The 13889-nt window shown below is 36.9% G+C and carries 14 protein-coding genes; 6 read left to right on the forward strand and 8 right to left on the reverse strand.

All coding sequences use genetic code 11. The features are described from left to right. Positions 1-103: 103 nt before the first annotated feature. Positions 104-1330, forward strand: a complete 1227-nt coding sequence (locus ACG94X_RS07600; RefSeq protein WP_419383135.1) for a pyridoxal phosphate-dependent aminotransferase — start codon at positions 104-106, stop codon at positions 1328-1330. Between the two features lie 69 nt (positions 1331-1399). Here ACG94X_RS07600 and ACG94X_RS07605 read toward each other — a convergent pair whose 3' ends face one another. Together ACG94X_RS07605 and ACG94X_RS07610 are read right to left on the reverse strand one after the other, a co-directional pair. Then, entirely contained in the window at positions 1400-2233 is an 834-nt protein-coding gene (locus ACG94X_RS07605; protein WP_419383136.1) for a DMT family transporter, read from the reverse strand. 115 nt (positions 2234-2348) lie between these two features. Then, positions 2349-2768 carry a GFA family protein gene (locus tag ACG94X_RS07610; RefSeq protein WP_419383137.1) on the reverse strand — a complete coding sequence of 140 codons (420 nt, stop codon included), beginning with the start codon at positions 2766-2768 and terminating at the stop codon, positions 2349-2351. 197 nt (positions 2769-2965) lie between these two features. Between ACG94X_RS07610 and ACG94X_RS07615 the strand changes: the two genes are divergently transcribed. Together ACG94X_RS07615 and ACG94X_RS07620 are read left to right on the forward strand one after the other, a co-directional pair. Then, a complete protein-coding gene (locus ACG94X_RS07615) occupies positions 2966-3211 on the forward strand; it encodes a hypothetical protein (RefSeq protein ID WP_419383138.1) in 246 nt (81 codons plus the stop codon). 102 nt (positions 3212-3313) lie between these two features. After that, a complete protein-coding gene (locus ACG94X_RS07620) occupies positions 3314-3751 on the forward strand; it encodes a PaaI family thioesterase (protein ID WP_419383139.1) in 438 nt (145 codons plus the stop codon). A 275-nt stretch (positions 3752-4026) separates the two neighbouring features. Here ACG94X_RS07620 and ACG94X_RS07625 read toward each other — a convergent pair whose 3' ends face one another. After that, the gene (locus ACG94X_RS07625) at positions 4027-4665 is read right to left on the reverse strand and encodes an HD domain-containing protein (protein WP_419383140.1); all 639 of its coding nucleotides are present in this window, start codon (positions 4663-4665) and stop codon (positions 4027-4029) included. 311 nt (positions 4666-4976) lie between these two features. Next, on the reverse strand, positions 4977-5756 hold the full coding sequence (gene yaaA, locus ACG94X_RS07630) for a peroxide stress protein YaaA (RefSeq protein WP_419383141.1): 780 nt from the start codon (positions 5754-5756) through the stop codon (positions 4977-4979). Positions 5757-5880: 124 nt separating this feature from the next. On the opposite strand from yaaA, the gene ACG94X_RS07635 reads away from it, so the two are divergent. Together ACG94X_RS07635 and ACG94X_RS07640 are read left to right on the forward strand one after the other, a co-directional pair. Beyond that, complete coding sequence (locus ACG94X_RS07635; protein ID WP_419383142.1) at positions 5881-6513, forward strand: alpha/beta hydrolase; 633 nt, start codon at positions 5881-5883, stop codon at positions 6511-6513. A 349-nt stretch (positions 6514-6862) separates the two neighbouring features. Beyond that, positions 6863-7303, forward strand: coding sequence for a DUF2147 domain-containing protein (locus ACG94X_RS07640; protein ID WP_419383143.1), 441 nt, complete (start codon positions 6863-6865; stop codon positions 7301-7303). 312 nt (positions 7304-7615) lie between these two features. Here the strand turns inward: ACG94X_RS07640 and ACG94X_RS07645 are convergent, their stop codons facing one another. The 3 genes from ACG94X_RS07645 to pheA all read right to left on the reverse strand — a co-directional run bounded on the left by ACG94X_RS07645 (position 7616) and on the right by pheA (position 11569). Continuing rightward, positions 7616-7996: a hypothetical protein gene (locus tag ACG94X_RS07645; RefSeq protein WP_419383144.1), complete on the reverse strand. Its 381-nt coding sequence runs from the start codon at positions 7994-7996 to the stop codon at positions 7616-7618. Between the two features lie 189 nt (positions 7997-8185). Continuing rightward, on the reverse strand, positions 8186-10432 hold the full coding sequence (locus ACG94X_RS07650) for a bifunctional prephenate dehydrogenase/3-phosphoshikimate 1-carboxyvinyltransferase (protein ID WP_419383145.1): 2247 nt from the start codon (positions 10430-10432) through the stop codon (positions 8186-8188). Positions 10433-10462: 30 nt separating this feature from the next. After that, positions 10463-11569, reverse strand: a complete 1107-nt coding sequence (pheA, locus tag ACG94X_RS07655) for a prephenate dehydratase (protein ID WP_419383146.1) — start codon at positions 11567-11569, stop codon at positions 10463-10465. A 373-nt stretch (positions 11570-11942) separates the two neighbouring features. Between pheA and ACG94X_RS07660 the strand changes: the two genes are divergently transcribed. Further along, positions 11943-12461 carry a DJ-1/PfpI family protein gene (locus ACG94X_RS07660; RefSeq protein WP_419383147.1) on the forward strand — a complete coding sequence of 173 codons (519 nt, stop codon included), beginning with the start codon at positions 11943-11945 and terminating at the stop codon, positions 12459-12461. Between the two features lie 108 nt (positions 12462-12569). Here ACG94X_RS07660 and ACG94X_RS07665 read toward each other — a convergent pair whose 3' ends face one another. Beyond that, the gene (locus ACG94X_RS07665) at positions 12570-13712 is read right to left on the reverse strand and encodes an acyl-CoA dehydrogenase family protein (protein WP_419383148.1); all 1143 of its coding nucleotides are present in this window, start codon (positions 13710-13712) and stop codon (positions 12570-12572) included. Positions 13713-13889: the final 177 nt, after the last annotated feature.

The following is a 13889-nucleotide window of genomic DNA, read 5'->3' on the forward strand; positions in this document are numbered from 1 at the left end:
TGAATTTTTAGTGGCTTTGTTTAGATATTGAACGACGAGTTGCAATATTTTAGGCTATGATAGTGTGCTTTTATTTTTAATCCCTATAAGAAGGAATATAGCCGTGGACGTACGTCTCTCTGATCGTGTAAATGCCATCAAACCGTCCCCTACACTTGCTGTAACGAATAAAGCTGCTGAATTAAAAGCTGCTGGTAAAAACGTTATTGGTTTAGGTGCGGGTGAACCTGACTTCGATACACCACAACACATCAAAGATGCAGCTATTGCAGCAATTAATAATGGTTTTACCAAATATACCGCTGTTGATGGTACGCCAGGGCTTAAAAAAGCAATTATTGCTAAATTCAAACGTGATAATAATCTTGACTATGCTGCAAACCAAATTTTGGTTTCATGTGGTGGTAAGCAATCATTCTTTAACTTAGCACTTGCTTTGTTAAACAAGGGTGATGAAGTTATTATCCCTGCGCCTTACTGGGTAAGCTATCCAGATATGGTGATTATCGCTGAAGGCATTCCAGTTGTCGTGAAATGTGGTGAAGAGCAACGCTTCAAAATCACACCTGCTCAACTTGAAGCTGCAATCACTGACAAAACTCGTTTAGTGGTATTAAACAGCCCTTCAAATCCTACGGGTATGATCTACACTAAAGCTGAATTAGAAGCTTTAGCTGATGTACTCCGTAAATATCCAGAAGTTTTTGTTGCTTCTGACGATATGTACGAACCCATTCGTTGGGATGATGAGTTCTACAACATCGCGACTGTTGCACCAGACCTTTATGACCGTACCATCGTATTAAATGGTGTGTCAAAAGCTTATGCAATGACTGGATGGCGTATTGGTTATGCGGCTGGTCCTGCAAAACTGATTGGCGCAATGAAAAAAATCCAATCTCAATCGACTTCAAACCCAACGTCTATTTCGCAAGTTGCTGCTGAAGCTGCATTGAATGGTCCTCAAGACGTTCTTGAACCAATGATTGAAGCATTCAAACGTCGTCATGATTTAGTGATGGCAGGCTTAAATGACATCAATGGTATTTCTTGCTTACCTGCTGATGGTGCATTCTATGCCTATGCAAACATCAAACCATTAATTCGTGCTAAAGGCTTAAAATCTTGCACAGAATTTTCTGAATGGTTATTGGAAGAAACTGGTGTTGCCGTTGTTCCTGGTGATGCATTCGGTTTAGGTGGTTTCATGCGTATTTCTTATGCAACTGCAGATGAAGTTCTTGTTGATGCTCTTGCACGTATCAAAAAAGCAGCTGATTCAATTGAAGGCGTTGACGCTGCGATTGCCTCAATTGCTGCTGGAAAATAATTTTAAAGAACACTCTCTTTAAAGTAAAAAAAAACCCGCACTCGATGCGGGTTTTTTAATATTTTCAATTTAACTATTTGTCTTCTTCACTGAAAAGATCACCAGAATAATTCCCAGCAACACAATAACTGTCGAAAATATAACTCTTAATCCTACGGGTTCTCCAATGAATAAAGAACCACCAAGTATTGCTAAGCAAGGAACGCTCAACTGAACCGTGCTTGCGGTAATTCGATCTATATGTTTAACAATTGAATACCACAATACATATGCACCGCTTGAGGTTAATCCTCCTGAAATGATGGCGAGTAGGATTCCTTTGTTAGTCATTACTGTATCTTGCTGAAAGAGAGAGCTTGCAATCAATACAATAGGTACAGCAAGTAAGAAATTGGCGAGTGTGCTGGATAATGGATTGTTCATCGTTTTACCTGAAATACTATAAGCAGCCCAAGCCAAACCAGAAATCCCCATGATCAAACTGTAAAATAAACTTGGTGTACTTGCACCTGGTAGCAACAGTATAATAATGCCAACCAAAGCAATACCAACACCTAACCCACGTTTTAAAGTTAGCTTTTCACCATGAAAAATACCATAAAAAATCATGCTTAATTGCACTGTGCCAAACAATAAAAGCGCACCAACACCTGCATCAATTTTGATATAAGCATAGGAAAAAGCCAAAATATACACTGCAAGGAATATTGAGTTTTTAATATTCCATTCAATTTTGACTCTCCGTGTACTCAACAGCCACAATATCAATAAAACAACTGCCCCTGAGCTCACACGGATCAAGCTAAAACTTATCGGATCAATCAGTCGATCTGCTAATGCTAAACGACACAGAACGGAATTTGCAGCAAAGGCGATCATTGCCAGTGATATTTTTAAGAACATTGCTGAACATCCATTTTCAACGATATTGCTACAATCAATATAGATAGCTGATTTTATTTGATATATCTAATCCTTATATCTGATGTTCTAAATCAATAAATTTGTTATCTTTCTTTTATTCTTGCGCAACACTTGTAAATAAAGCAATTACATCCGCTTCAGTCAGTTTCTTTGTTTCATTACTAAAACTATAAAACGTTGGTTTATGGTCTATATAAATTTCCAAATCTAATTTCAAATCATTTGGAGCTTCATCTAATGAAAACGCATTGATATTGCAATAACTGTGATCTTTCATCCGCCAAAATAAGTTTGTTCCGCAGTTGTTGCAAAAGCCTCGCTCACCCCATTCGGAAGAATAATATATCTTCAAATGCTGCTGTTTTAAGAACTGCAACGTTCCTCTCTTCACATCAATGGTCATAATCACACCACTGGTCTGCCGACGACAGATTGAACAATGGCAAATGTGAACATCATGATTACTCAACTCAACTTGAAATATTGTTTCACCGCATAAACATTGCCCTTTCATTACTCGCTTACCTTTTTATGAATTGAATACTTAAATTGATCATTTTTTAGCTTAAATTACGATACTTTTTGAATAAAAGTAGATGAATTGATTAATTCTTAATTAAACTTAACATTTACATCAATTTTCATTTGAATTTTTTAATTAATTAGGATTAGACTATAAATACAATAACTTAAATATAATACTTGGGAAATATGCGTTATAAAATTATTGATGTTTATAAACTTCATAATATTCAAAGGTATATTGCAAAATGTTTAAAGCCACATTCACCACTATATATTGTGATTGAGAGCCCGAGAACACTTTGTAAAGAACTCGATATTATTGATGTAAATTTTGAAAAATCACTGACGACTTGGGCGACAGGTGAAAAAATAGCATTAAAGATCATTCATCAAACTGATCATTTTGAAAAATTTTATGAATCTGAACACTAAAACTGACTTATAAAACCATTAAAATAATTTGACTTTGCTTGATAGATCACCATATTTTAACAATTAAGTTCCTTTTTAGAACTTTTAATTAAAGGTTTATTTATGAAACATCCAAAAGAAATGACAGGTCTAGAATTTTTAGAAGCAATGGTTGCAGGGCATATTCCACGTGCTTCGATCAGCGAAACGATTCCTATGGATTTATATGAAATTTCAAATGGTACGGCTATTTTTAAAGTGAGAGCCGATCAACGCCATTTAAACCCACTAGGCGGTGTGCATGGTGGGTTTGCTGCAACAGTATTAGATTCTGCAACAGGCTGCGCAGTTCATACCACTTTAGAAGCTGGAGTAGGCTATGGTACGATTGATTTGAATGTGAAAATGTGTCGCCCAATACCAAAAGACAAAGAATTACTTGCGATTGGCACATTGATTAATCTGAGTAAAAATTTAGCTATTTCGGAAGGTAAACTGATTGATGGAGATGGCAAATTGTATGCACATGCGACCGCAACGTGCATGATTATTCGTCAATAATAATGACATCATCGTATAAAGAATATGATGATGTAAATTAAATACAATTTATGTGAATAGATTACCAAACAGCAAAAAATGGACATTATTTAAAGCTAAATTTAACTAAATTTTTGGTGGTGTTCTAAATTAGACCTCTTTCATCGGCTAAAATTTAAACAGGTATGACTTTTGATTTATAAGGGATTGCGTAAATCGAAAATGACTAAAAATACTGCTTAACTAAGAGGCCTAATACGCTTATGGTTTCATACTCGCCAATCTGATTCCTGTTTTCAATCGTCCAGCATTGCTCTATTTTTTGTCGTTAAGTTAAATTTAGCATTAAATTCTAATAAATTTCTAAAATATTCAGTCTGATACAAAGGACTCATTTGGTGAAAATACTGTAGTATTTCTGCTCTTTTCTCTTGGTATAATCCAGTTTCTACCCATGAATATTCCTGCTGAATCTGTAGCTCATATTCTGCAAAGCGTGATTTTGAACTCCCCAAAATGGCAAGATCAATATCCAGTAAATAGTTTAAATCCTGATCTTGTGAAGGTTGATGCTTCTTCGTTTCGACTATCCAATCATAAACTTTCTGAATAGTTGAATTTTCAAATAATAATGCGCAATGCTGTTTCAGCAATTCAGCACTTTCTTCTTCATTGTCAGAAGCTTGTGGATCATATACAGCGTCATGAAACCAAATTGCTAACTCTACAGCGACAGGGTCATTCAATTGATTTTTAACTTGATGAAATAAATTTAAGCATTCCACAATATGTTGAATGGTATGATAATAACGTTGTTGCTCAGAATAAGCGGCGAATAAGAGCTCATATAAATTTTCTATAATCTTTTTATCCAAATGCAACCCATCAGCAAACTGCATCCAATAATGGTGAAACAATTCGATCTCTTTCTGCATTGGAGAATCCTTTAAAGTACACCTTTTAGGTGCTAATAAGATTTTATGGATAGCTGAAAGTATAATTCGGTCACTTTCTATTACTATGATTTATTAGTAAATAGATTTTATGGCTTTGAACATTTTGACTATAAAAAATTTGATAGGCTGAACATTCTTAAACTCGATTAAATTGATTTTTTGATGGAACATGTTTGATTTATATCTAAATAATGTAGGTTAGTATGACTAGTATTTATATTATTTATTAAACGAATCTACACAATACACTCTTTCGTAACGATGTAGATTCATCTGAAATTTCGACTACATTAAGCCGCTTTTTCATCTCGTTTAAACACTAACTCACCCTTCAATGAACTTTTAGCATCAAAATAATAACCATCGACATTAAATGATTTCAAATCGTCTATTTTTTCAGCTTTATTCTGAATGATGTAACGCGCCATTAAACCACGAGCTTTTTTAGCATAGAAACTAATGACTTTATATTGACCATTTTTCTGATCTAAGAAAACAGGTTTAATAATGTCTGCATTAATTTTAGATTCTTTAACAGATTTATAATATTCGTCTGAAGCAATATTGACTAAAACATTAGAGCCAGCTTGCGCTAAATCTTCATTGATCAAATGGATAATTCGATCACCCCAGAAGTCATATAAATTCGTGCCACGCTCATTCTTTAAACGTATACCCATTTCCAAACGATACGGCATCATTAAATCTAAGGGACGCAATAAACCATATAATCCAGATAAGCTACGTAAATGATTTTGTGCAAAAGCTAAATCATCGTGCGACAAGCTATAAGCATCTAAGCCTGTATAAACATCGCCTTTAAATGCAAAAATGGCTTGGCGAGCATTGGCAAAACTAAAATCAGCATCCCAATCACGGAAGCGTTCGACATTCAAATTGGCAATTTTTTCACTGACACTCATCAATTTCGAGATTTCAGTCGCAGACATTTTACGACTTAGGTCTATTAGCTGTTGAGATTGATCAAGCAGTCTTGGTAAAGTGTGCACATCGGTTGGGAGTGTAGATTCGTAATCGAGCGTCTTAGCAGGGGAAATTAAGGCGAGCATGGTCTTCCTGATCAAAAAATAACTAATCAAACTATAACAGTCAGAATATTTTAATTCCAATTCGTGTTTTCTGTGAGCAGAATCGGTAAACTATAACACTTCCCTGCATTTGATCGTTTAAATTATGTCCGAACAACTGTTCATTCAAGGTACAGGCGGCAAAATTGAAATTTTTGTCGACTATCCTCTGGGCGAAGTAAAAGGATTTGCTGTCGTTTGTCACCCTCATCCACTACAAGGTGGGACTCCTCAACATAAAGTTCCAGCGCTACTCGCACAGATTCTGGCTGAACAAGGTTGCATCGTTTATCGCCCAAGTTTCCGTGGCTCAGGTCAAAGTGAAGGTATTCACGATGAAGGCTTTAGCGAAACTGATGATATTTTAGATGTCATTAGGCATGTTAGACAATTACACAAAAGTCTACCCTTCTATGTCGCTGGATTTAGTTTTGGTGCACATGTAATGGCGAAAGCGTATCACGCTTTACCTGACGAAATTAAGCCTAAACAAGTGATTTTATGTGGCTTACCAACATCTACTGTAGATGGTGTGCGTAACTATGTTACCCCTGCGATTAAAGGTGACATTCTATTTGTACATGGTGAAGCAGATCCAACCACTAAATTGACTGACTTGTTAGAATGGGCTAAACCACAACGCCATATCATTACAGTTTTACCTGGTGCAAATCACTTTTTCACTGGATATTTAAAACAGCTTAGAATTGCCATTTCGCGCTTCTTACTCGTTCCTTAAAAATCATCCAAGGCTGAATCATTCAGCCTTTTTTAATCTTTCGATAAACATTTTTTTAATTTATTCGGCTATTGATAATTGCATGGTTTTCACTCTTACTACAACCTAAAATCCATATAAATTATGACAATCAAATTATTGGTTCGTATTTAATATAACTTTAAACTTCTGCTTATCAATATCTATATTGCCAATAAAAAAATCGCTCTCATCACTTCATGCACATTGCTCTTATCTGTTTATTCAATTCATTTTTTACCTTTATTTGGCGCAATATGTGAATATTCTATAAATAATAAAGTATATAATCAAAGCCTTAGCTAATGACTATTTTTATTAAAGGGATTTTATGAAATTTTTTTTAGGGGCTATCGGCATCTCATTACTGAGTTCAATCACTTTTGCAGATGACATTACAGGAACTTGGCGCTACATGGATGATAAAACTGGCGAAGCCAAAGGATTGGTTAAAATAGAGAAACAAAATAATGGAACTTTTGCAGGTACTGCACTTAAAGCCACACCACGCCCCGGCTATACAGCGAAAGAGTTTTGTACCAATTGTCCTGCCCCTTATACCAATAAACCAATCATTGGGTTACAAGTTATTTCTGGTTTAAAAACAACAGACCAAGTCAACTATACGGACGGTAAAATCCTCGATCCTGTTTCTGGAAAACTGTACAGCTTAAAAGGTCGAATGAGTCCAAACGGCAAAAAACTATTCCTTCGTGGCTATTTAGGTATTTCTGCTGTTGGTCGTAGTCAAACTTGGCTGCGTGTGGAATAAAGAATATTTAGCCACAACACAAATGACAGTCTAATATTTATCGGACTGTCATTATTTATAATTTTAACTAATCAACACTGTTTAGAATCTACGATTAATGACTTATTTTCACGAGCATCCAAAGAATATAAAACTCAGTGAACAATTGGAAAATTATTTATCTAAAAAAATCAATTATTTCATCATCAGACGACTCATCATTAAAAAATTACTTTATGACTCATCTATTACATTAACTTTATAAATTTGAGAATCCATAAAATAAGCATACTCATATTCACCACTTAACTTACGGTGATAACTCATATTAATTTAACTTTTCAACTCAAAACCACTGAATGTATCATCCTCTTTTAATGCGTTTTCAACAGCATTGGCAAGCTGTTTAATCAAACTCTGTGTTTCAATTTTTTTAAACCACACTTGTTCTTCATCTACATGCGCAGAAATTTGACAGGTTAATAGACCATCTTCATTTAAACGACAATTTACACCTAAACCAATCGGGTGATTTTCCACACTCACGGCAAGCTTCTCTTCTGAATGGGTACTTTCAGCTTTAAAACCATATTGAGCAAGTTGCTTAGACAATAAATTTGTCACGTATTGCTGTGTCACATGGCAAGCATTTTCACCATGTGAATCTTGCTTAACATGATTTTCACAGTTCGCTGTAAATTGTAATGTTCTCATTGCTTCATCCAAAAGACTTTGTTTTTCTATGGTTTTAGAATAAGCAATAAAAACAAAACAGCCAAGCATTTGCCTGGCTGTTGTCGAACAAATATACAAAAATTAGACCAAAGATTGGGATAGTTTCGTATCAGCGTTCTTTCATAAATCAGAAATAAGTTATGAAAGTTATCGACTGAGTGAAAATATTTATTCAGTTACCTGAATCGTTAAACCTGCTTGAGTCGCCAACTGTGTAAAAGTTGGAAAACTGGTTGCAACTGTTTCCGTACCAATAATTTTAATTTCACCAGAAGTACGTAAACCCGCCATTGAAAAACTCATGGCAATACGATGGTCATGGTGCGATTCAATTTCACCACCAGTGAAGATTGTACTCCACTCGCCTGATTTACCCTTACCTTCAATAATGATGCCATCTTCAGTTGGTGTGCAATCAATACCCATGGTTTTTAAACCATCAGCCATCACCTGAATACGATCCGATTCTTTAACACGTAATTCAGCAGCACCTGTCAAAATAGTCTGACCTTCTGCACATGCCGCAGCAATGAATAATGATGGAAACTCATCAATCGCCAATGGCACTTGATCTTCTGGCATGTGGATGCCTTTGAGTGTACGTGTACCACGAATACGAATGTCTGCAATCGGCTCACCGCCTGCAATACGTTCATTTTCAACAGTTAAGTCAGCACCCATTTGTTTCAGAATCTCAATCACACCTGTACGCGTTGGGTTAATACCCACCGCTTCAAGAGTCACATCTGAACCTTCAGTAATCGCTGCACCGACCATAAAGAACGCTGCAGAAGAAATATCCGAAGGTACCTGAATTTCTGTAGCGACTAATTTACCACCGCCTTGTAGCGAAATACGATTGCCTTCCGTTTTTACCTCATAACCAAAAGCACGCAACATACGCTCAGAGTGGTCACGAGTAGGCTCTGGTTCAGTTACAGATGTTTCACCTTCAGCCCATAAACCTGCCAAAAGAATCCCTGATTTTACTTGTGCAGAAGCCATTGGCAAATCATAGTGAATGCCTTTTAAATTTTGCGCACCTGTAATCGAGATTGGCGGTGTACCACGTTCACCAGTGGTCTGAATCTGTGCACCCATTTCACGTAAAGGCTTCGCTATACGCTCCATCGGACGTTGAGACAATGACGCATCACCTGTCATAACAGAATCAAATTGCTGTGCAGACAACATGCCTGAAAGCAAACGCATCGATGTACCTGAATTACCCATATATAAGGCAGTTTTTGGTGCTTTTAACCCATTGATACCGACACCATGAATGGTCACTTCACCATTTTTCGGCCCTTCAATGCTCACCCCCATATCGCGGAACGCTTGCAAGGTTGCAAGAGCATCTTCACCTTCAAGGAAACCTGTCACATGCGTTGTGCCTTCTGCAATCGCACCAAACATAATGGAGCGATGTGACACAGATTTGTCACCCGGCACGGTAAATTTACCCTTAAATGTCTTCTCACCTGGCAAAATGGTAAATTGTTGTGTCACCTTATTTTTCTCCATTAAAGGTTTTTGAGCGAGCATATGATTGAAATGCTGACGTGCAGCTTGTGCATGTCCGAGCAACCCCATCAAGGCTTGTGAATCTTCATTTTCAATGAGCTGACGTAAAGTGGCAAGCTGTGCCTCAAAACCATCAACCGCATTTAAAATTGCTTTTTTATTGGCAAAAAATATGTCATGCCACATTTGCGGATCACTGGCTGCAATCCGAGAAAAATCACGAAAACCACCCGCAGCATAACGGAAAATATCAAAGTTATCTTCACGATTCGCGAGTTGTTCCACCAAATTGAATGCCATTAAATGTGGTAAATGACTGGTATGTGCAAGCACTTCATCATGCTTAGCCACATCCATACAAATCACTTCGGCTTTCGCAGCTTGCCAAAGCTGAATCAGCTTATTCACTGCCCAATCTGCACTACTTGGTAATGGCGTGAGAATCACTTTGTGATTGGCAAATAAATCAATTTTACCTGCATGTACGCCAGTATGTTCCGCCCCTGCAATAGGATGCCCTGGAACAAAACCAACTGGAAGCACATCACCAAAAACGGCTTTAGCTGCATCGACCACATTACCTTTGGTACTACCGACATCCGTGATAATGCAATTTTCAGACAGATATGGCTGAATACTTTCAAGTGCTTTCTGTGTTGCACGTACAGGCAATGCCAAAACCACTAAATCCGCATCTTTTACCGCATCGGCTGGATGAGTAAATCCTTCGGAAATAATACCAAGTGCTTTAGCATCATCCAGTGTTTTTTGCGAACGTGTCGACGCAACGATAGTGTTCGCTAAATTTTCAGCAACCATCACCCGAGCTAAACTTGAACCAATCAGTCCCAGTCCGATAAATGCAACTTTATTAAATAAAACCTGTGACATTACGATTCTTTTATCCTTCGCAATTCACAATTAAAGTACAGCGATTGGGTAAGAACCCAATACACGAACTTCTTTAACCAATGGACGAATTTCTTCAATCGCTGCTTTGACATTATCCTGTTCCACATGACCTTCAAGGTCAATAAAGAATACATATGCCCATTTTTCGGGTAATGCAGGACGAGTTTCAATACTGGTTAAACTTATATTATGTTTTGCAAATGGCGCAAGAATTTCCAATAAAGCTCCTGCACGATCATGTGCAGAAATCAATAATGAAGTCTTGTCATTACCACTTTGTGGCACTTTTTCACGACCAATCACTAGAAAACGTGTGGTGTTTTCAGGATTATCTTCAATATTGCCATGCAGAATTTCTAGATCATAAATACTTGCTGCAACATCCGATGCAATCGCTGCCGAATGCCATTCATTACGAATACGACGTGCTGCTTCTGCATTTGAACTAAGTGCCACACGCTCCACACCTGGATAATGTGCATCTAACCATCCACGACACTGCGCAAGTGTTTGCTGATGTGCATAAATTTGTTTAATACTGTCTTTACGGGTATTCGAAGAAATTAAAAATTGATGATGAATACGCAATTCAACTTCACCAATCACATTCAAATGTGATGCTTTAAAACAATCCAAAGTATGATTGACCATACCTTCAGACGAATTTTCCACAGGTACTAAACCATAGTGAGCACTACCTGCTTCCACTTCACGGAATACTTCGTCAATGGTTGGCAATGGGCGGACTACTGCATCCTGACCAAAATGTTTTAATACAGCAGAATGAGTATACGTCCCCACTGGACCTAGAAAAGCAATACTTTGTGGTGCTTCCAATGCCAAACAAGCCGACATAATTTCACGGAACAAACGTGCCATTGTGGTATCTGACAATGGCCCCTCATTGCGTTCCATGACATTGCGTAACACCTGAGCTTCACGTTCAGGACGATAAAACAACGGATTCTCTTCAGATGCAAATTTCGCTTTTGCAACCGCTTCAGCCAGTTTAGCTCTGCGATTAATGAGTTGCTGAAGTTGTTGATCTACAGAATCAATATCTTCACGGATTTTTGAAAGATCGAGAGAAGTCGTGTTTTGATCATCGTTGATCATTGTTATATCGCCCTATTGAATTCGAGAATTGATCGAAAATTTAATATTAATGCCATTATATAATGACGAATCATCAATATTTAAACGTTAAACAGTATAACAATAGTTCGCCTGTATTTGTTGTGCAATACGCCTTTTATATAGACAACCTTAAAAAATGCTCGAATGCAGCATTTTTATCCACTTCTTTAAAGATTTCATTGATAAATACTTAAAAATTTTCCCGATGAGAAAATAATAAAGCATGTCTAAATATTGTTGTAAGCAGGTTGATATTTAGATTACTTTTTATCACCTTAGGTTACAAAGCAGTTGTAGAGTCATATAAAAAACGCTTTAACATAAATAGTTAAAATGCCGTATGAGAATTAAAATGAATAAACGGATTGCAGTTTTGGTTACACATGATTTTGAAGATACAGAATATCATCATCCTGTCGAGGCATTTCGTGCGGCAAGTCATAGTGTACGCAACATTGAAAAAACCGCAGGTAATATTGTTTATAGCAAACAGCGTCGTTCTTCTGTCAGTATCGATCATGGTGTGGAGGACATCTGTATTCATGATTTTGATGCGCTGATGATACCTGGTGGAAAATCACCACATTTACTCAAAGATGATGAGCGATTCATTGATTTTTTACGTTGTTTTGCCAATGCCCAAAAACCCATATTCCTGTGTTGCGCGAGCCCTAAATTACTCATTGACGCACAACTCGCGATTGGACGACGACTGACTTCTATTCAAGATATTCTAGATGATCTGAAACTTGCAGGTGCGGTACTATTTGACCGTGATGTAGTAAATGATAATAATTTGTATATTTCTTCACGTTCTACGCAGGAGCTGCCTGTTTTTATTAATGAATGTTTAAATGTATTGAGAGCCTGATTCATTAACCTTATAAATTAACAATAAAAAATTCTGTTTGATTGAAAATAAAAAAGGCTTCCTCTCATTTACTGAAATGGAAGCCTCTTTAAATATATCAATGTTTTCTTAGCGACCTAGAATCCCACGAGCGACAATTTCTTTCATAATTTCATTGGTTCCGCCATAAATACGTTGAATACGCGCGTCAACAAAGAAACGTGAAATTGGATATTCAGTCATATAACCATAACCACCAAACACTTGTAGCAGGCTATCGATGATTTTCATCTGCATATCTGTACTAAAGCTTTTTAATGCAGCAGCAGTTTCTACATCCAATTTGCCTTGTTTATATAAAGCTAAATTTTGGTTATAAAAAGCAGCAGTTGCTAACTCATCAATTTTAGCCTGTGCCATGACAAAACGAGTATTTTGGAAACTACCAATCGCTTGACCAAATGCCTGACGCTCTTTCACATATTGTGTTGCAATATCGAGTGCGCCACGGATTGCACCAAGTGCAGTTGCAGCAATCGCTGTACGTTCACGTGGTAATTCTTGCATTAAATAAGCAAAACCATGCCCTGCATTTCCTAATAATTGATTTGCAGGTACTTTGACATTGTCATAGAACAGTTCAGAAGTATCTTGAGAATGTAGACCAATCTTGTCTAAGTTTGTACCTTTTTTAAAGCCTTCCAAATGCGTATCGACCAATAATAGTGACACACCTTTTGCACGTGCTTGCGGATCAGTTTTAGCAGCAAGTACCACTAAATCTGCATGCTGACCATTAGAAATAAAGGTTTTAGAACCATTTAACAGATAATGATCACCGTTTAAAATTGCAGATGAACGCATAGATTGTAAATCTGAACCTGCACCTGGCTCAGTCATACCAATTGCACCAACCACTTCACCTGTCACCATTTTAGGTAACCAATGCTGTTTTTGTTCTTCGCTAGCAATATGTAAAATATAAGGTGCCGCAATTTCTGAGTGACATGAAATTGCGGTAGACAATGAACCATAGCCTGCGCGCGCAGATTCTTCTACGAGCATTAATGAATATTCTGTTGGAACACCGTAGCCACCATACTCTTCAGGCACATCAACACATAAATAACCATTTTCACCTAAAAGTGTCCATACCGAACGTGGCATGATGCTTTCTTTTTCCCATTTTTCATAATGAGGGGCAATATGCTCATTCATAAAGCGTTTAAAATTATCACGAAAAAGTTCTAAATCTGCATCATATGCCAACATGTTATATCCCTTTGAAACTAAGTTTTTGATTTTATGATCATCAACATCCTAATCATTTTTGAGTTGATTGTCATGATCGCATGAGGTCATTTTTTTAAAGAAGATGTATTAATGAGCAAAGAATATTTGCAAAAAAAAAAGAGTAATTAGCATTAGCCAATTACTCTTTAAAGTTTA

Source organism: Acinetobacter psychrotolerans (assembly GCF_048552595.1).
In the GTDB taxonomy this organism is placed as follows: domain Bacteria; phylum Pseudomonadota; class Gammaproteobacteria; order Pseudomonadales; family Moraxellaceae; genus Acinetobacter.

Coding starts and splice junctions, on each gene's coding strand:
- ACG94X_RS07665 (WP_419383148.1), bottom strand. CDS start 13,712: ATGTTGGCATATGATGCAGATTTAGAACTTTTTCGTGATAATTTTAAA.
- ACG94X_RS07615 (WP_419383138.1), top strand. CDS start 2,966: ATGCGTTATAAAATTATTGATGTTTATAAACTTCATAATATTCAAAGG.
- ACG94X_RS07650 (WP_419383145.1), bottom strand. CDS start 10,432: ATGTCACAGGTTTTATTTAATAAAGTTGCATTTATCGGACTGGGACTG.
- yaaA (WP_419383141.1), bottom strand. CDS start 5,756: ATGCTCGCCTTAATTTCCCCTGCTAAGACGCTCGATTACGAATCTACA.
- ACG94X_RS07640 (WP_419383143.1), top strand. CDS start 6,863: ATGAAATTTTTTTTAGGGGCTATCGGCATCTCATTACTGAGTTCAATC.
- ACG94X_RS07645 (WP_419383144.1), bottom strand. CDS start 7,996: ATGAGAACATTACAATTTACAGCGAACTGTGAAAATCATGTTAAGCAA.
- ACG94X_RS07620 (WP_419383139.1), top strand. CDS start 3,314: ATGAAACATCCAAAAGAAATGACAGGTCTAGAATTTTTAGAAGCAATG.
- pheA (WP_419383146.1), bottom strand. CDS start 11,569: ATGATCAACGATGATCAAAACACGACTTCTCTCGATCTTTCAAAAATC.
- ACG94X_RS07635 (WP_419383142.1), top strand. CDS start 5,881: ATGTCCGAACAACTGTTCATTCAAGGTACAGGCGGCAAAATTGAAATT.
- ACG94X_RS07625 (WP_419383140.1), bottom strand. CDS start 4,665: ATGCAGAAAGAGATCGAATTGTTTCACCATTATTGGATGCAGTTTGCT.
- ACG94X_RS07605 (WP_419383136.1), bottom strand. CDS start 2,233: ATGTTCTTAAAAATATCACTGGCAATGATCGCCTTTGCTGCAAATTCC.
- ACG94X_RS07610 (WP_419383137.1), bottom strand. CDS start 2,768: ATGAAAGGGCAATGTTTATGCGGTGAAACAATATTTCAAGTTGAGTTG.
- ACG94X_RS07660 (WP_419383147.1), top strand. CDS start 11,943: ATGAATAAACGGATTGCAGTTTTGGTTACACATGATTTTGAAGATACA.